Genomic DNA, 17,260 nt, shown 5'->3' with positions numbered 1-17,260 from the left:
GCTGAGTCACACGCCGCTCTGCAGCAGCATGTTACGGATGTGACCGATGGCCTTAGTCGGGTTCAGGCCTTTCGGACATACGTTGACGCAGTTCATGATCCCGCGGCAGCGGAAGACGCTGAACGGGTCATCCAGCGAAGCCAGGCGCTCGGTCGTCTTGGTGTCGCGGCTGTCTGCCAGGAAGCGGTAGGCTTGCAGCAGGGCGGCCGGGCCCAGGAACTTGTCCGGGTTCCACCAGAAGGACGGGCAGGACGTCGAGCAGCAAGCGCACAGGATGCACTCGTACAGGCCGTCGAGCTTTTCACGCTCTTCAGGGGACTGCAGACGCTCGATGGCCGGAGCCGGCGTGTCGTTCTGCAGGAATGGCTTAACCTTCTCGTATTGCTTGTAGAAGATGCTCATATCGACGACCAGGTCACGGATAACCGGCAAACCAGGCAGAGGACGAACAACCAGCTTGTTACCCTTGACCACGGCGGACAGCGGCGTGATGCACGCCAGGCCGTTCTTGCCGTTGATGTTCATGCCGTCGGAACCGCAAACGCCTTCACGGCAGGAGCGACGATAGGAGAACCCTTCGTCCTGCTCCTTGATCAGCGCCAGCACGTCCAGCACCATCAGGTCCTTGCCACCGGTATCGACCTGGAAAACCTGGGTTTTCGGGGCTGAGTCGGTGTCAGGGTTGTAACGATAAACTTCGACTTGCAACATGGCGGTCACCCTTAATAAGTCCGGACTTTAGGTTCGAAAGTCGGAACGGTCTTCGGCGAGAAGTTCACGGCTCGCTTGGTGACGCGCTTGTCACCCGGGAAGTACAGGGTGTGGCACAGCCAGTTTTCGTCGTCACGATCTTCGAAGTCTTCACGGGCATGGGCGCCGCGGGACTCTTTGCGCACTTCGGCGGCGATAGCGGTTGCTTCGGCCACTTCCAGCAGGTTTTGCAGTTCCAGCGCTTCGATACGGGCAGTGTTGAACGCCTGCGACTTATCGTTGATCTTCACGTTGGCGATACGCTTGCGCAGATCGGCCAGTTGCGCGATACCCTTCTGCATGTATTCGCCAGTACGGAATACACCGAAGTAGTTCTGCATGCAGCTTTGCAGCTCGCGACGCAGGGTTGCCACGTCTTCGCCATCGGTACGCTCGTTCAGGGCGGACAGACGCGCCAGGGCAGCTTCGATGTCAGCGTCGGTGGCGTCATCGTATTCGATGCCGTCGGTCAGGGCTTTTTCCAGGTGCAGGCCGGCCGCACGGCCGAAGACCACCAGGTCGAGCAGCGAGTTGCCGCCCAGGCGGTTGGCGCCGTGAACCGATACGCAAGCCACTTCACCTACCGCGAACAGGCCAGGAATGATCTGGTCCACGCCTTCGGCGTTCTGGGTGATGGCCTGGCCATGAATGTTGGTGGCAACGCCGCCCATCATATAGTGGCAGGTCGGTACGACCGGAACCGGGGCAACAACCGGGTCGACGTGCGCGAAAGTCTTCGACAGTTCGCAGATGCCTGGCAGACGGCTGTGCAGCACTTCCTCGCCCAGGTGGTCGAGCTTGAGCATCACGTGGTCGCCATTCGGACCGCAACCGTTGCCAGCGATGATTTCCTTCACCATCGAACGGGCAACCACGTCGCGACCAGCCAGGTCCTTCGCGTTCGGAGCATAACGCTCCATGAAACGCTCGCCGTGCTTGTTGATCAGGTAACCACCTTCACCACGGCAACCTTCGGTCACCAAGACGCCGGCGCCGGCGATGCCGGTCGGGTGGAACTGCCACATTTCGATGTCTTGTACCGGTACGCCGGCACGCAGGGCCATGCCGACGCCATCACCGGTGTTGATCAGGGCGTTGGTGGTCGAAGCGTAGATGCGCCCCGCACCGCCGGTGGCCAATACGGTGGCTTTCGAGCGGATGTAGGAGGTTTCACCGGTTTCGATGCAGATGGCGATCACACCGACGAACGCACCGTCCTGATTCTTCACCAGGTCAACGGCGTAGTACTCGTTCAGGAATGTGGTGCCGGCTTTCAGGTTGCCCTGGTAGAGGGTGTGCAGCAGCGCGTGACCGGTACGGTCAGAGGCTGCGCAGGTACGTGCCGCCTGGCCGCCCTTGCCGAAGTCCTTGGACTGGCCGCCGAACGGACGCTGGTAGATGCGGCCGGATTCGGTACGGGAGAACGGCAGGCCCATGTGGTCCAGTTCGAACACCGCAGCCGGGCCTTCCTGACACATGTACTCGATAGCGTCCTGGTCACCGATGTAGTCGGAACCCTTGACGGTATCGTACATGTGCCAGCGCCAGTCGTCGTTCGGGTCGGCCGAAGCGATGGCGCAGGTGATGCCACCCTGGGCGGACACGGTGTGCGAACGGGTCGGGAACACCTTGGTGATCACGGCCGTCTTGTGACCGCCCTGAGCCAGCTGCAGGGCGGCACGCATACCCGCGCCGCCGCCGCCGATGATGATGGCGTCGAAAGAAATCGTTGGAATGTTAGCCATGAATCAGATACCCCAGAGAATCTGCACACCCCAGACGAAGTACGCGAACATCGCAACGCCGCATACCACCTGGAAAAGGAAACGCACTACAGTCGCGGACTTGCCGAACGCCATCGGCGTCAGGTAGTCGGTCGCGATGGTCCACATGCCGACCCAGGCGTGAGCGCCCAGGGCCACCAGGGCCAGCAGACTGAAGATGCGCATCCAGCCGTGAGAGAACAGCTCATGCCACTGGGCATAGCCCAGGCCTGGGTTCGCAATGATGTATCCGATCAGGAACAGGAAGTAAGCCGCGAGAACGACCGCCGACACGCGCTGTGCCATCCAGTCATAGAGGCCCGAACGCGAGAGGTTCGTGACGTTAGTTACCATATCCAGACTCCTGCCAGAACGATTACCACCACGGAAACGGCGATAACGATTTTCGAGCCCAGCTTGCCGCCTTCCAGCGTCTCACCGATGCCCATGTCCATGATCAGATGGCGCACGCCGGCAACCAGGTGATACAGCAAGGCGGACAGGATGCCCCAAATCACTAGCTTGGCTAGCGGACTGGTCAGACACGCTTTCACCTGACCGAAGCCTTCCTCGGAGCTCAGCGACTTGTCCAATGCGTAGAGCATGATGGCTAGGCTGACAAAGAGGATGACACCGGAGATACGGTGAAGAATGGACGTGTAAGCAGTGACTGGGAGTTTGATGGTCCTTAGGTCTAGGTTTACAGGTCGTTGGCTTTTCACGGCTTTTTTCACACTGAAGAGCCCCTAACAATCAGGGCAAAGTTGTTGGGCAAGTGCACTGGTCAGGTACCCACCACCCAGGGAGTGACGACCCCCAATGAAAACAGGCCCAAAAGCCCCTGGCGGTCGGACGCCGAGTATAGACAGTTAGGCTACTAATGACAACGCAAAGGACTACCCCTAATGGTGCATTGCGTTAGTGGGATAAAAGGCGTAAATAGCCGTCAATTTCGAGGAAAAATGGCGCTCAAAGCCCTCTGGCGCATGACTTTTGGCAAATTGACTTTCGAATTTATCTCACTATAGTGGTGCGGGCCCTGCGTGGGGGGCCTGTCTGATGATTTCAAGCATAAATAGGAGGCCACATGGCTGACAAAAAAGCGCAGTTGATCATCGAGGGCGCAGCCCCCGTCGAGCTGCCCATTTTAACCGGCACCGTTGGTCCCGATGTAATCGACGTGCGGGGCCTGACGGCCACGGGCCGGTTCACGTTCGACCCTGGCTTCATGTCGACTGCGTCCTGCGAGTCGAAAATCACCTATATCGACGGCGATAACGGCATTTTGCTGCATCGCGGCTACCCGATCGAGCAACTTGCCGAGAAATCGGACTACCTGGAAACCTGCTACCTGCTGCTCAACGGCGAACTGCCGACCGCAGAGCAGAAAGCCAAGTTCGTCAGCACCGTGAAGAACCACACCATGGTGCACGAGCAGTTGAAGACCTTCTTCAACGGCTTCCGTCGCGACGCCCACCCGATGGCCGTCATGTGCGGCGTGGTCGGCGCCCTGTCGGCCTTCTACCACGACTCCCTGGACATCAATAACCCCCAGCACCGCGAAATTTCCGCGGTCCGCCTGGTGGCCAAGATGCCGACCCTGGCAGCGATGGTTTACAAGTACTCCATGGGTCAACCCATGATGTACCCGCGCAACGACCTGTCGTACGCGGAAAACTTCCTGCACATGATGTTCAACACCCCGTGCGAGATCAAACCGATCAGCCCGGTGCTCGCCAAGGCCATGGACCGGATCTTCATCCTCCATGCCGACCACGAGCAGAACGCATCGACCTCCACCGTTCGTCTGGCGGGCTCCTCGGGTGCCAACCCGTTCGCCTGTATCGCCGCCGGTATCGCCGCACTGTGGGGCCCTGCCCACGGCGGTGCGAACGAAGCGGTACTGACCATGCTCGATGAAATCGGCGATGTCTCGAACATCGACAAGTTCATCGCCAAGGCCAAGGACAAGAACGATCCGTTCAAGCTGATGGGCTTCGGTCACCGGGTCTACAAGAACCGCGACCCACGTGCCACCGTGATGAAGCAGACCTGCGACGAAGTCCTCAAGGAACTGGGCATCAACAACGATCCTCAGCTGGAACTGGCCATGCGCCTCGAAGAGATCGCCCTGACCGATCCGTACTTCATCGAGCGCTCGCTGTACCCGAACGTCGACTTCTACTCGGGGATCATCCTCAAGGCGATCGGCATTCCAACCAGCATGTTCACCGTGATCTTCGCCCTGGCGCGGACCGTCGGCTGGATCTCCCACTGGAAGGAAATGCTCTCCAGCCCGTACAAGATCGGCCGTCCACGCCAGCTGTACACCGGCTACGAGTCGCGTGACATCACCAAGCTGGAAGACCGCAAGTAAGGTTTACCTTACGGTAGCTCCTTGACTGCACCCGACAGGGCCTCCATCTGGAGGCCCTGTTCGTTTCTGCCCGCGGACACTCCTGGCGCCCGCACTGCCGCCTTCGCGGGCAAGCCCGCTCCCACAAGGTGTGCCACCGTCCCGTGGGAGCAGGGCTTGCCCGCGATGAACGGTAACGCGGCGTACCTGATCCACCCCGGCGCTCCCATCGCCAGCAAGCCGGCTCCTACAGGTTCGTGTCTTACACCGGCTTGCGGTCGACACCCAACCGTGGGAGCGGGCTTGCCCGCGAAGAGGCCCTGACAGGCAGCACGAGATTCAAGGCCGCCACCTGCGCCCCCATAAAAAAGCCCCGGTCTCTCGACCAGGGCTTTTCGTTTCGGCACAACTTATATAGGGAAGCCGGTACTCCCTCAGTGGGAAACCGCCCCACTCGCCCCCAGACCGGTCTGCGAACGCACGAACTGCGGGAAGAACAGCGCCCGCTCGTTCTCGGCCGCGGCCGACTTGTCGGTGATGGAGAAGAACCAGATCCCGACAAACGCAATGATCATCGAGAACAGCGCCGGGTACTCATACGGGAAGATAGCCTTCTCGTGATGCATGATCTGCACCCAGATGGTCGGGCCGAGGATCATCAGGCCCACCGCGCTGACCAGGCCCATCCAGCCGCCGATCATGGCGCCACGGGTGGTCAGCTTCTTCCAGTACATGGAGAGCAGCAGCACCGGGAAGTTGCAACTGGCGGCAATGGAGAACGCCAGGCCGACCATGAACGCGATGTTCTGGCTTTCGAAGAGAATGCCCAGGCCGATCGCCAGCACGCCAAGGGCGATGGTGGTGATCTTCGACACCCGGATCTCATCCTTCTCGTTGGCCTTGCCCTTCTTGATCACGCTGGCATACAGGTCATGGGACACCGCCGAAGCGCCGGCCAGGGTCAGACCCGCCACTACCGCGAGGATGGTCGCGAACGCCACCGCCGAGATGAAGCCGAGGAAGACGCTGCCACCCACCGCGTTGGCCAGGTGTACCGCCGCCATGTTGTTACCACCCAGCAAGGCACCCGCGGCATCCTTGAACGCCGGATTGGTGCTGACCAGCAGGATCGCGCCAAAGCCGATGATAAAGGTCAGGATGTAGAAGTAGCCGATGAAACCGGTGGCATACAGCACGCTCTTGCGCGCTTCCTTGGCGTCGCTCACGGTGAAGAAGCGCATCAGGATATGCGGCAGGCCGGCGGTGCCGAACATCAGCGCCAGGCCGAGGGAGAACGCCGAGATCGGATCTTTCACCAGGCCGCCCGGGCTCATGATCGCCTCACCCTTGGGGTGAACCTTGATCGCTTCGGAGAACAGCGTGTTGAAGTCGAAGTTGACGTGCTTCATCACCATCAGCGCCATGAACGAGGCACCCGACAGCAGCAGCACCGCCTTGATGATCTGTACCCAGGTGGTGGCCAGCATGCCGCCGAACAACACATAGAGGCACATCAGGATGCCTACCAGGATCACCGCCACATAGTAGTCGAGGCCGAACAGCAGCTGGATCAGCTTGCCGGCACCGACCATCTGCGCGATCAGGTAGAACGCCACCACCACCAGCGAACCGCAGGCCGACAGCGAACGGATCTGGGTTTGCCCGAGGCGGTAGGACGCCACGTCGGCAAAGGTGTACTTGCCCAGGTTGCGCAGGCGCTCGGCGATCAGGAACAGGATGATCGGCCAGCCCACCAGGAAGCCGATGGAGTAGATCAGGCCATCGTAGCCGGAGGTGAACACCAGCGCGGAAATCCCCAGGAAGGACGCCGCCGACATGTAGTCGCCGGCAATCGCCAGGCCGTTCTGGAAACCGGTGATCTTGCCGCCCGCCGCATAATAGTCGGCAGCCGACTTGTTGCGCTTGGAGGCCCAGTAGGTGATGCACAGGGTGGCACCGACAAACGCGATGAACATCACGATCGCCGAGACGTTGAGGGGTTGCTTGTGCACTTCGCCGGCCAACGCATCGGCGGCCCACAGGGTGGGAGCGAAGGCCATGACGCCCAAGGCTGCTAGAAGACGCCGGATCATTGCTGAGCCTCCTTGAGAATCGCATTGTTCAGGTCGTCGAATTCGCCATTGGCGCGACGCACGTAGATTGCCGTGAGAATAAAGGCCGAAACAATCAGCCCGACACCAATCGGTATCCCCCAGGTAACGGAAGACGTGGGACTGAGCTTGGCGCCCAGCACCTGTGGCCCGTACGCAATCAGAAGAATGAAGCCCGAATACAACCCAAGCATGATCGCCGAAAGAATCCAGGCGAATCGTTCCCTTTTTCTGACCAGCTCCTTGAAACGCGGGCTGTTCTGAATCGAGAGGTAAATGCTGTCGTTCATTGTTTTTATCCTCGCAGCACAGATGAGATGAAACATTTTTCACTTTAGGCGGCTGTGGAAGCGAAACCAGACGACCTTAGTATTAGAACGACACTAGTCCAGATTCGGGGCGACGGCAGGCTGCGAGGCAAATCTTCAACAAACGGAAACACGAAGGCCGCCGGGCAGGACTGCCGGGCGGCCTTCGATACAACGGTCTAGAGCCTTCGGGGTATTATTTGGTCCACTCGGCGACGCGGTCGGGGTGCTTGGCAACCCAGTCCTTGGCCGCCACTTCAGGCTTGGCACCGTCCTGGATCGCCAGCATGACTTCGCCGATTTCGTCTTTCGAGGCCCACTGGAATTTTTTCAGGAAAGCCGCCACTTCCGGCGCTTTCTTGTCCAGGCCCTTGCTGCCGATGCTGTTCACGGTTTCAGCCGCGCCGTACACGCCCTTCGGATCGTCGAGGAAACGCAGTTTCCACTTGGCGAACATCCAGTGCGGTACCCAGCCGGTCACGGCGATGGATTCGTTCTTCTCTTCGGCACGGGTCAGTTCGGCGATCATCGCCGCGCCCGAGCTGGCTTGCAGCTTGTAGGCGTCGAGGCCATAGTCCTTGATGGCCTGGTCGGTCTTGAGCATCACACCCGAGCCGGCATCGATACCGACGATCTTGTTCTTGAAGGTCGTATCGTCCTTGAGGTCGGCGATGGATTTGGCCTTGACGTACTCCGGCACGATCAGCCCGATCTTGGCGTCCTTGAAGTTGGGGCCGTAGTCGACCACCTTGTCCTTGTTCTTGGCCCAGTACTCGCCATGGGTGACCGGCAGCCAGGCCGACAGCATCGCATCGAGCTTGCCGGTGGCGACGCCCTGCCACATGATCCCGGTGGCGACAGCCTGCAACTTCACGTCGTAACCCAACTTCTGCTTGATCACTTCAGCCGCCACGTTGGTGGTGGCAACGCTATCGGACCAGCCATCGACGTAACCAATGGTCACGGTCTTGGCATCGGCACTGGCCAGGTTGGAGCTGACCGCAAGCACCAGAGCGGCACCTGCGCCTAAGAGTCGTCGCATCTTCATCGTTACTTCCCCGAAAGTGCTGCGCCCGACGGCTGTCGAGCGGCATCAACGTATAGTTATGGTGCACGGCGCCCCCTTCACGCCTCACGGCCAAACCCGTTCGATCATCAGCGGAGTACTGACGCCCTGATCATCAACCCGACCCGTCAATCGACCTGCTCTGGCAGCGACCTCAAGGCAGCGAGAAACGACATCAGAACGCCAGCAATCAACGCTTCGGAAAAGTCCCACATTTATTGCGCCCGAACTTTGCATGACAAAATACTGCACAGGCCCAAGGCCCGGGTAATTCCGGGTAATATGCGCGGCTTTGTTCCCAGACGGCCTGACCATGCCCGCCACCGCCCGCTTCCCGCTCCTGCCCTATCTGTTCGCCTGCCTGCTGGGCATTTTCGCCCTCTGTGGTTTCTGGTACGGCCTCGGCCAGCCGGTGATCCTGCCGGATGCCGCGACCCCGACGCACAAGCTGCAATGCGCGTCCTACACACCGTTCGACAAGGATCAATCGCCCTTCGACCAGCCGTTCAAGCCGCGCCCGGAGCGCATGGATGCCGACCTGGCCCTGCTGGCGACCCGCTTCGAGTGCATTCGCACCTACTCCATGACCGGCCTGGAGGCCCTGCCGGAGCTGGCGCGCAAGCACGGCCTGAAGCTGATGATCGGCGCCTGGGTCAACAGCAACCCGGTGGACACGGAAAAGGAAGTCGATGCCCTGATCGCCTCGGCCAACGCCAACGCCGACGTGGTCACCGCGGTGATCGTCGGCAACGAAGCCCTGCTGCGCAAGGAAGTCACGGCGCCACAGCTGGTCAGGCTGATCCACAAGGTCAAGGCGCATGTGAAACAGCCGGTGACCTATGCCGACGTCTGGGAATTCTGGCTCAGCCACCCGGACGTCGCGCCGGCGGTGGATTTCCTGACCATCCACCTGCTGCCCTACTGGGAAGACGATCCGGCGGGAATCGACGCGGCCATCGATCATGTGGCGCAGATTCGCCAGACCTTCGGCAACCGCTTCGCGCCCAAGGATATCCTGATCGGTGAAACCGGCTGGCCGAGCGAAGGGCGCCAGCGCGAAACCGCGCTGCCGAGCCGGGTCAACGAAGCCCGTTTCATTCGCGGCTTTGTCACCCTGGCCGAACAGAACGGCTGGCACTACAACCTGATTGAAGCCTTCGACCAGCCCTGGAAGCGCGGCAGCGAAGGTGCGGTCGGCGGCTACTGGGGACTGTTCGACGCCGACCGCCAGGACAAGGGCATCCTCGCCGGGCCGGTATCGAACCTGCCGTACTGGCCGCAGTGGCTGGCGTTTGGTGGCCTGGTCCTGCTCGGCACCCTGCTCATCGGTGGGCGCGTGCGCACCACCCGGGCCGCCCTGGTCCTGCCGCTGCTCGGCGCACTGGCCGCCTGTTCCATCGGCGCGTGGGGTGAATTGGCGCGGGTGACCAGCCGCTTTGCCAGCGAATGGATCTGGGCAGCCTTGCTGCTGGGCCTGAACCTGCTGGTGCTGAGCCACGCCGCCCTGGCCCTGGGCAGCCGGGCCGACTGGCGCGCGGGCGCCTTCGAATGGCTGGAGCGACGGGCCGGCTGGCTGCTGGCGAGCGCCGGGTTCGCCGGCGCGGTGATGATGCTGGAACTGGTCCTGGACCCGCGCTATCGCAGCTTCCCGAGTGCGGCGCTGTTGTTGCCGGCGCTGGCCTTCCTGGTTCGCCCGGTCCGCGCCCCGCGCGGGGAAACCGCCCTGCTGGCCTTTATCATCGGCGCCGGGATCGCCCCGCAACTGTATCGCGAAGGCCTGGAAAACCCGCAGGCCTGGGGCTGGGCGGCGGTCAGCGTACTGATGGTCGCCGCGCTATGGCGCAGCCTGCGCGTACGCCCCTGATCCGCGGGAGCCTGGTCCGTGGGAGCCGGCTTGCTGGCGATTGCGATGTCGCAGTCAACTACCTTGTTGCCTGACACACCACAATCGCCAGCAGGCCGGCCCCTACAGGTCGAGACCTGCGCTCAGGCCGACCTGACCAGGCGCAACCCGCCAATCACCACCGCAAACACCGCCAGGCTGGTGTTGTACAACGCCAGCGCCGGAAAACCGACCAGCAGTGCCAGCACCGCCAGCACCCGACCGGCACGCCCCGGCACCAGGAACGCCAGCACCGCCGCGCCCAGGGCAGCCCAGCCCAACACCTTGAAATGAATCAGCCAGCCCAGGTTCGAACGCGCCTGGCACTCCCAGCGCAGCGCCTCATCGACGCAGATACCGACCCACTGCCCGTCCTCCATCAACCCGTAGCGCACGCCGTAACTGGCAGCCAGCCACAGGGGCAGGACGATAAACAGCAGGATCAGCGGCAGACGGCGGGACATGAACAACTCCGATAGGCGAAAACGGCGCCCAGCATAATCGCCAAGACGGCGCATGCAAGCGTAAACAACGCCTGGCTGGTCAGCAAAATGAGGCAAAGTGTATCGTCTGTAGGCTATGGTCTGAATGAATACACGCCGATTGCATTATTTATGCAATGGGACATGGCACTTCGGCACTAGCGTAGTGGTCATAGCCTGCGACCCCCATTCAGCATTCTCCTTTAAAGGGATGTAGTCATGCTCCGTTCTCTGCGCCTCGCTGCTTTCATCGGCGGCCTCATTTTGAGTGCGTCCGCGCTGGCGGTCGATGTCGACGCCGCCAGCTATGGCTATCCGTTGACCAACCCGTTCGAAGCGACCATCGCCACGACCCCGCCGGAACTGCGCCCGCAACTGCCCAGCAACGAGGACATCGACCAGTCCGACTACCAGTTGAAACTGCGACCGGAACGCGAGTTCACCCTCCCGGACAACTTCTGGGCGGTCAAGAAGCTCACCTACCGCATCGCCCGGCAGGACCACGCCGCGCCGCTGATCTTCCTGATCGCCGGCACCGGCGCACGCTATGACAGCAGCATCAACGAGTACCTGAAAAAGCTCTATTACAAGGCCGGCTACCACGTCGTCCAGCTGTCGTCGCCCACCAGCTTCGACTTCATGAGCGCCGCCTCGCGCTTCGCCACGCCCGGGGTGAGCAAGGAAGACGCCGAAGACATGTACCGGGTGATGCAGGCGGTACGGGCGCAGAACCCGAAACTGCCGGTGACCGACTTCTACCTCACCGGCTACAGCCTCGGCGCCCTGGATGCGGCCTTTGTCAGCAAGCTGGACGAGACCCGCCGCAGCTTCAACTTCAAGAAAGTCCTGCTGCTCAATCCGCCGGTCAACCTCTATACCTCGATCACCAACCTCGACAAGCTGGTCCAGACCGAGGTCAAGGGCATCAACAACACCACGACTTTCTATGAACTGGTCCTGGCCAAGCTGACCCGCTACTTCCAGCAGAAAGGCTATATCGACCTCAACGACGCCCTGCTCTACGACTTCCAGCAGTCCAGGCAGCACCTGACCAACGAACAGATGGCCATGCTGATCGGCACGTCTTTCCGTTTCTCGGCCGCGGACATCGCCTTTACCTCGGACCTGATCAACCGCCGCGGCCTGATCACCCCGCCCAAGTACCCGATCACCGAGGGCACCAGCCTGACGCCCATGCTCAAGCGTGCCCTGCAATGCGACTTCGACTGCTACCTGACCGAACAGGTGATTCCGATGTGGCGCGCCCGTACCGACGGCGGCAGCCTGCTGCAACTGGTGGACCAGGTCAGCCTCTATGCCCTCAAGGACTACCTGCATGACAGCCCGAAAATCGCCGTCATGCACAACGCCGACGACGTCATCCTCGGTCCGGGCGACCTGGGCTTCCTGCGCAGCACCTTTGGCGACCGCCTGACCGTCTACCCTCACGGCGGTCACTGCGGCAACCTCAATTACCGCGTCAACGCAGACGCCATGCTGGAGTTTTTCCGTGGCTAAACATCTGATGCTTATCGCTGCCCTGCTCTGCGCAGGCTACGCCCAGGCGGACAACAGCAAGGCCCACGACACCGTGGTACCCGACCCGGATGGCTTCACCGAGCCGTTGAAGAAACTCAAGTTCAACCCGGGCCTGGACCAGCGCGAATTCGAACGCTCGACGCTCAACGCGCTGAACGTCTACGACCCGCTGGAGTCCTGGAACCGCCGCGTCTACCACTTCAACTACCGCTTCGACGAGTGGGTGTTCCTGCCGGTGGTCGACGGTTACCGCTATGTCACGCCGACCTTCCTGCGCGAAGGGGTGAGCAATTTCTTCGGCAACCTGGGGGATATTTCCAACCTGCTCAACAGCCTGTTCCAGCTCAAGGGCAAGCGTTCGCTGGAAACCACCGGGCGGCTGCTGCTCAACACCACCATCGGCGTCGCCGGCCTGTGGGACCCGGCGACGAAGATGGGCCTGCCGCGCCAGAGCGAAGACTTCGGCCAGACCCTGGGCTTCTATGGCGTGCCGGGCGGTGCCTACCTGGTGCTGCCGTTCTTCGGCCCGTCGAACCTGCGTGATACCGGCGGCCTGGTCTTCGACTTCACCGCCGAATCCCAGATCAACTTCCTCAACGTCGCCGAGGTCAGCGAAAACCATCCGGAAATCTACGCCCTGCGGGCCATCGACAAGCGCTACACCACCAGTTTCCGCTACGGTCAGCTGAACTCGCCGTTCGAATACGAGAAGGTGCGCTACGTGTATACCGAGGCGCGCAAGCTGCAGATCGCCGAGTAATCGCCCCGCCCGGGACAGCGGCCCGCTCCGTCCGGGGCGGGTCGCTGTCAACCGAACGACACAATTGATCTCTACCGTCCTGCCGGGCAGACTCCTGCTACTCCCCACGGTCAAGGACACCACCATGTACAGCCTCATCGCCTCCGATCTGGACGGAACCCTGCTGCTTGCGGACGACCGCATCGGCGAGTTTTCCCGGTCGGTCCTGACCCGGCTCGTCGAATCCGGCAGGCACGTGGTGATCGCCACCGGTCGCAGCCAACCCGACGTCGAGTCGATCCTGCGCGACTACTCGCTGCCGGTGCACCTGATCACTTCCAACGGCGCCCGCATCACCAGCGCCTGCAAGAACCTGACGGCCAGCGAGCACCTGGCGGAACCCGTGGTCCGGGCATTGCTCGACGCGACCAGGGCCGACCCGGACCTGGTGATCAACGCCTACTGCGACTCGCGCTGGATCACCAACGCCGACAGCCAGTTGCTCGAGGACTTCAACCATAACGATGACTTCCAGCCCACGGTCCTGGCTGTCGATGCGTTTCCGGTCGAGGCGATCGAGAAAGTGTTCTTTATCCACAGGAACAAGGACCACGACGCGCTGGTGCGGCTCGACGGACGACTCAAGGCCCTGGTGGGCGACGCGGTGCACAGCACCTTTTCGGCGCCCTGGTGCCTGGAAATGATGGCCAGCACCGTGTCCAAGGGCAACGCCCTGAAAAAGCTCGCCGAATTCCTCGATGTGCCCATGAGCCAATGCATCGCCTTCGGCGACGGCATGAACGATGTCGAGATGCTCACGATGGCCGGCAAGGGCCTGATCATGGGCACCGCCCATCACAAGGTGATGCAGGCCCTGCCGGAACACGAAACCATCGGTGCCTGCACCGAGGAGTCGGTCGCCCGCTACCTGTCGGAGCACCTGCTGTAGGAGCCGGCTTGCCGGCGATGAGGCCCTTGCAGTGATGTTGTAGACGCTATCGCCGGCAAGCCAGCGCCTACAGTGCGGAAGCTGTCTGTAACATCACCGAAGCCTGGGGCAGGCCGAGGAAGCGACACAGCTCGTCCCGCTTGGCCATCGCATCGCGGCGGCCGAGCTCGATCAACTCGCTGCAGTAACCGGCCTCGAACAACAGGTAGCTGAGCACGCCGGCACCACTGGTCTTGGTGGCGCCCGGCCCGCGCAGGAACAGGCGCAACGCCGGCGGCAGCTCATGGCGATGGCGCGCGGCGATCTCATCGATCGGCTGGCTCGGCGCGATCACCAGCACGTCCACCGGCGCCAGGCCCAGGCTGCGCGGTTGCGGCGGCAGCAACTGACTGAACTGGTTCAGTCGCTGCAACAACTCGATGTCGCTTTCCAGGCTGTCAATAAAGGTGCTGTTGAGCATATGCCCGCCGATCTGCGCCAGGCTCGGCTGCTGCCCGCCATAGATGCGTTCGGTGGTGGCCTGGGTATCGACCCCGCGCGGGTTGCCGCTGACCCCGACCACCAGCACACGGCTGGCCCCCAGGTGCAGTGCCGGACTGATCGGCGCCGACTGCCGCACGGCGCCGTCGCCGAAATACTCCTGGTCGAGCTTGACCGGTGCGAACAGCAATGGAATGGCCGAGCTGGCCAGCAGATGATCGACGGTCAACTGGGTCGGCAGGCCGATGCGGCGATGGCGCAACCAGGAGTCGATGGTGCCCTTGCCCTGGTAGAAGGTCACCGCCTGGCCCGACTCATAACCAAAGGCGGTCACCGCGACGGCACGCAATTGCTGGTGCTCGATGGCCTGCTCGATGCCCGGCAGATGGATCTTTTCGTTGAGCAGATCGCGCAGTGGCGAGCTGTTGAGCAGGGCCACCGGCACTTGCGCACCGAGGCCGAGCAGGCTGTGGCCGACAAAACGGGTCGCCTGGTGGATCACCCCTGGCCAGTCGCTGCGCAATACCCGGTGACTGCGAAAGTTCTGCCAGAAGGCGGTCAGGCGCTCGATGGCGGCAGTGAAGTTCATCGCCCCGCTGGCGAGGCTGACCGCATTGATCGCCCCCGCCGACGTGCCGACGATCACCGGAAACGGGTTGGCCGCCCCGGCCGGCAACAGCTCGGCAATCGCCGCCAGCACTCCCACCTGATACGCGGCTCGTGCGCCCCCACCCGAGAGAATCAGGCCGGTAACCGGTTCAGCTGGACTCATCGCGACACTCCGTCAATCAGGTAGCTCGTCATCATGAGCTACCTGATACACCAGGGCCTTCCCTTGCAGCAAGGGCAGGCGACGGTTTAGCGGCGTTTTTTATCGTAGAGCCTGGGCTCTCCCGGCGGCCGGCTCTTGAAGCGGCGATGGGTCCACAGGTACTGCTCGGGGCATTCGCGCAACGACACTTCGACCCAGCGGTTGATGCGCAGGCAATCGGCCTCTTCGGAGTCGGCGGGGAAATCCGCCAGCGGCGGATGGATCACCAGCCGATAGCCGCTGCCATCGGCCAGGCGCTCCTGGGTAAATGGCACCACCAGCGCCTTGCCCAGGCGGGCAAACTTGCTGGTCGCGGTGACGGTCGCCGCCTGGATGCCGAACAGTGGTACGAAGATGCTCTGCTTGATGCCATAGTCCTGGTCGGGGGCGTACCAGATCGCCCGGCCGGAGCGCAGCAACTTGAGCATGCCGCGCACGTCGTCGCGCTCGACGGCCAGGGAATCGAGGTTGTGCCGCTCACGCCCACGGCGCTGGATAAAATCGAACAGCGCGTTCTTGTGCTCGCGATACATGCCGTCGATGGTGTGTTGCTGGCCGAGCAGGGCCGCACCGATCTCCAGGGTGGTGAAATGCAGGGCCATGAGGATCACGCCCTTGCCCTCGAGCTGGGCCTGCTTCAGATGCTCGATTCCCTCGATATGGGCCAGGCGCGCCAGGCGCGGCTTGGCCCACCACCAGCTCATGGCCATTTCGAAGAAGGCGATCCCGGTGGAGGCGAAGTTCTCCTTGAGCAGACGGCTGCGCTCGGCGGCGGACTTCTCCGGAAAACACAGCTCGAGGTTGCGCGCGGCGATCCGCCGGCGCTCACCGGCCACCCGATACATCAACGCCCCCAGCACACGGCCGATCCACAGCAGCGCGCCATAAGGCAACTGGACAATCAACCACAACAGCCCCAGCCCCAACCAGAGCAACCAGTAGCGTGGGTGAAAAAAAGCGGCTCGAAAACGCGGGCGATCCATTAATGATTCCGGACAGACACAGGGCCGCGCATTCTACAACGGTTCGACCCGGCTTGCGGGGCGCGGGCGTTCTCGTTATAAGTCTCGGCACTTTTAGTGACAAGCCGCGTTATGCCGACCATGAGCCAAACCGAACCGCTAGACCAGGATCCCGTGTTCCAGCTGAAGGGCAGCATGCTCGCCATCACGGTGCTGGAACTGTCGCAGAACAACCTCGATGTCCTCGACCGCCAACTGGCCGCCAAGGTTGCCCAGGCCCCCAACTTCTTCAGCAACACCCCGCTGGTCCTGGCGCTGGACAAGCTGCCCGCCGACCAGGGCGCCATCGACCTGCCCGGCCTGATGCGCGTCTGCCGGCAACACGGCCTGCGGACCCTGGCGATCCGCGCCAACCGCATCGAAGACATTGCCGCCGCCATTGCCATCGACCTGCCCGTCCTGCCGCCGTCCGGTGCCCGCGAACGTCCGGTCGATCCGACGGAAGGCGAAGTGAAGAAAAAACCGGAAAAACCGCCGGAGCCGACCATCAAGCCGACGAAAATCATCACCACCCCGGTACGCGGCGGCCAGCAGGTCTACGCCCAGGGCGGCGACCTGGTGGTGGTGTCTTCCGTCAGCCCCGGCGCGGAACTTCTGGCCGATGGCAACATCCATGTTTACGGGCCGATGCGTGGTCGTGCCCTGGCCGGCGTCAAGGGCGACACCAAGGCGCGGATTTTCTGCCAGCAGTTGAGTGCCGAACTGATCTCGATTGCCGGCCAGTACAAGGTTTCCGAGGATTTGCGTCGCGATCCGCTATGGGGGTCGGGCGTTCAGATCAGCTTGTCCGGCGACGTGTTGAACATCATCCGTCTTTAACGGATACTTGCCGCCATTTCCAAAACGTCGCCTTCTCGTAGCGAAAACAGCTTCAACGACGTAAGAAAACACGAAATGTAAACATTTACCCCCGGTACTTTGAACATTTCGTCGTCTCCCAGTTGAAGCTGCACGACTACAGTTGTTTTTCAGTGACGTTCTTCAGGGACTGGAAAGTCCTTT

Annotated in this window: 16 protein-coding genes; 6 read left to right on the top strand and 10 right to left on the bottom strand. The window is 61.9% G+C overall.

Features of this window, described 5'->3' with window-relative positions; all coding sequences use genetic code 11:
• Window positions 1–6: 6 nt before the first annotated feature.
• The 4 genes from KI243_RS07900 to sdhC are packed head-to-tail and all read right to left on the bottom strand — an operon-like array spanning window position 7 to window position 3,247.
• On the bottom strand, window positions 7–711 hold the full coding sequence (locus tag KI243_RS07900; RefSeq protein WP_177057648.1) for a succinate dehydrogenase iron-sulfur subunit: 705 nt from the start codon (window positions 709–711) through the stop codon (window positions 7–9).
• An 11-nt stretch (window positions 712–722) separates the two neighbouring features.
• The gene (sdhA, locus tag KI243_RS07895) at window positions 723–2,495 is read right to left on the bottom strand and encodes a succinate dehydrogenase flavoprotein subunit (RefSeq protein WP_017127967.1); all 1,773 of its coding nucleotides are present in this window, start codon (window positions 2,493–2,495) and stop codon (window positions 723–725) included.
• A 3-nt stretch (window positions 2,496–2,498) separates the two neighbouring features.
• Window positions 2,499–2,867 (bottom strand): succinate dehydrogenase, hydrophobic membrane anchor protein, encoded by a 369-nt coding sequence (gene sdhD, locus KI243_RS07890; RefSeq protein WP_017127966.1) that lies wholly within the window; start codon window positions 2,865–2,867, stop codon window positions 2,499–2,501.
• Window positions 2,861–3,247, bottom strand: a complete 387-nt coding sequence (gene sdhC, locus KI243_RS07885) for a succinate dehydrogenase, cytochrome b556 subunit (RefSeq protein ID WP_177057650.1) — start codon at window positions 3,245–3,247, stop codon at window positions 2,861–2,863. Before sdhC ends, sdhD begins: the two co-directional genes overlap by 7 nt.
• Window positions 3,248–3,600: 353 nt before the next feature.
• On the opposite strand from sdhC, the gene gltA reads away from it, so the two are divergent.
• A complete protein-coding gene (gene gltA, locus KI243_RS07880) occupies window positions 3,601–4,890 on the top strand; it encodes a citrate synthase (protein WP_017127964.1) in 1,290 nt (429 codons plus the stop codon).
• Between the two features lie 413 nt (window positions 4,891–5,303).
• Here gltA and KI243_RS07875 read toward each other — a convergent pair whose 3' ends face one another.
• From KI243_RS07875 to KI243_RS07865, 3 genes are all read right to left on the bottom strand, one after another.
• Entirely contained in the window at window positions 5,304–6,962 is a 1,659-nt protein-coding gene (locus KI243_RS07875; RefSeq protein WP_042936106.1) for a cation acetate symporter, read from the bottom strand.
• Window positions 6,959–7,270: a DUF485 domain-containing protein gene (locus KI243_RS07870; RefSeq protein WP_017127829.1), complete on the bottom strand. Its 312-nt coding sequence runs from the start codon at window positions 7,268–7,270 to the stop codon at window positions 6,959–6,961. The genes KI243_RS07875 and KI243_RS07870 overlap by 4 nt, the downstream gene beginning before the upstream one ends.
• Before the next feature lie 214 nt (window positions 7,271–7,484).
• A complete protein-coding gene (locus KI243_RS07865; protein ID WP_042936103.1) occupies window positions 7,485–8,336 on the bottom strand; it encodes a glycine betaine ABC transporter substrate-binding protein in 852 nt (283 codons plus the stop codon).
• A gap of 331 nt (window positions 8,337–8,667) precedes the next feature.
• Between KI243_RS07865 and KI243_RS07860 the strand changes: the two genes are divergently transcribed.
• Window positions 8,668–10,218: a glycosyl hydrolase family 17 protein gene (locus KI243_RS07860; RefSeq protein WP_017127827.1), complete on the top strand. Its 1,551-nt coding sequence runs from the start codon at window positions 8,668–8,670 to the stop codon at window positions 10,216–10,218.
• 122 nt (window positions 10,219–10,340) lie between these two features.
• Here KI243_RS07860 and KI243_RS07855 read toward each other — a convergent pair whose 3' ends face one another.
• A complete protein-coding gene (locus KI243_RS07855) occupies window positions 10,341–10,700 on the bottom strand; it encodes a hypothetical protein (RefSeq protein ID WP_017127826.1) in 360 nt (119 codons plus the stop codon).
• A 237-nt stretch (window positions 10,701–10,937) separates the two neighbouring features.
• Here KI243_RS07855 and KI243_RS07850 point away from each other — a divergent pair, with 237 nt between their 5' ends.
• From KI243_RS07850 to KI243_RS07840, 3 genes are all read left to right on the top strand, one after another.
• On the top strand, window positions 10,938–12,236 hold the full coding sequence (locus KI243_RS07850) for a serine protein kinase PrkA (RefSeq protein ID WP_017127825.1): 1,299 nt from the start codon (window positions 10,938–10,940) through the stop codon (window positions 12,234–12,236).
• Window positions 12,229–13,017, top strand: a complete 789-nt coding sequence (locus KI243_RS07845) for a VacJ family lipoprotein (RefSeq protein WP_042936102.1) — start codon at window positions 12,229–12,231, stop codon at window positions 13,015–13,017. The genes KI243_RS07850 and KI243_RS07845 overlap by 8 nt, the downstream gene beginning before the upstream one ends.
• 124 nt (window positions 13,018–13,141) lie before the next feature.
• Complete coding sequence (locus KI243_RS07840) at window positions 13,142–13,945, top strand: Cof-type HAD-IIB family hydrolase (protein WP_177118231.1); 804 nt, start codon at window positions 13,142–13,144, stop codon at window positions 13,943–13,945.
• A gap of 67 nt (window positions 13,946–14,012) precedes the next feature.
• Here KI243_RS07840 and KI243_RS07835 read toward each other — a convergent pair whose 3' ends face one another.
• Window positions 14,013–15,197 (bottom strand): patatin-like phospholipase family protein, encoded by a 1,185-nt coding sequence (locus KI243_RS07835; protein ID WP_042936100.1) that lies wholly within the window; start codon window positions 15,195–15,197, stop codon window positions 14,013–14,015.
• An 86-nt stretch (window positions 15,198–15,283) separates the two neighbouring features.
• On the bottom strand, window positions 15,284–16,219 hold the full coding sequence (locus tag KI243_RS07830; protein WP_177085275.1) for a lipid A biosynthesis lauroyl acyltransferase: 936 nt from the start codon (window positions 16,217–16,219) through the stop codon (window positions 15,284–15,286).
• A 120-nt stretch (window positions 16,220–16,339) separates the two neighbouring features.
• Between KI243_RS07830 and minC the strand changes: the two genes are divergently transcribed.
• Entirely contained in the window at window positions 16,340–17,077 is a 738-nt protein-coding gene (gene minC / locus KI243_RS07825) for a septum site-determining protein MinC (protein ID WP_042936251.1), read from the top strand.
• Window positions 17,078–17,260 lie beyond the last annotated feature (183 nt).

This window comes from Pseudomonas sp. Ost2 (assembly GCF_018326065.1).
Taxonomy (GTDB): Bacteria; Pseudomonadota; Gammaproteobacteria; order Pseudomonadales; family Pseudomonadaceae; genus Aquipseudomonas; species Aquipseudomonas gingeri.
The sequence above is the reverse complement of the archived record's forward strand: the minus strand, read 5'-3'. Positions and strand labels throughout refer to the sequence as shown.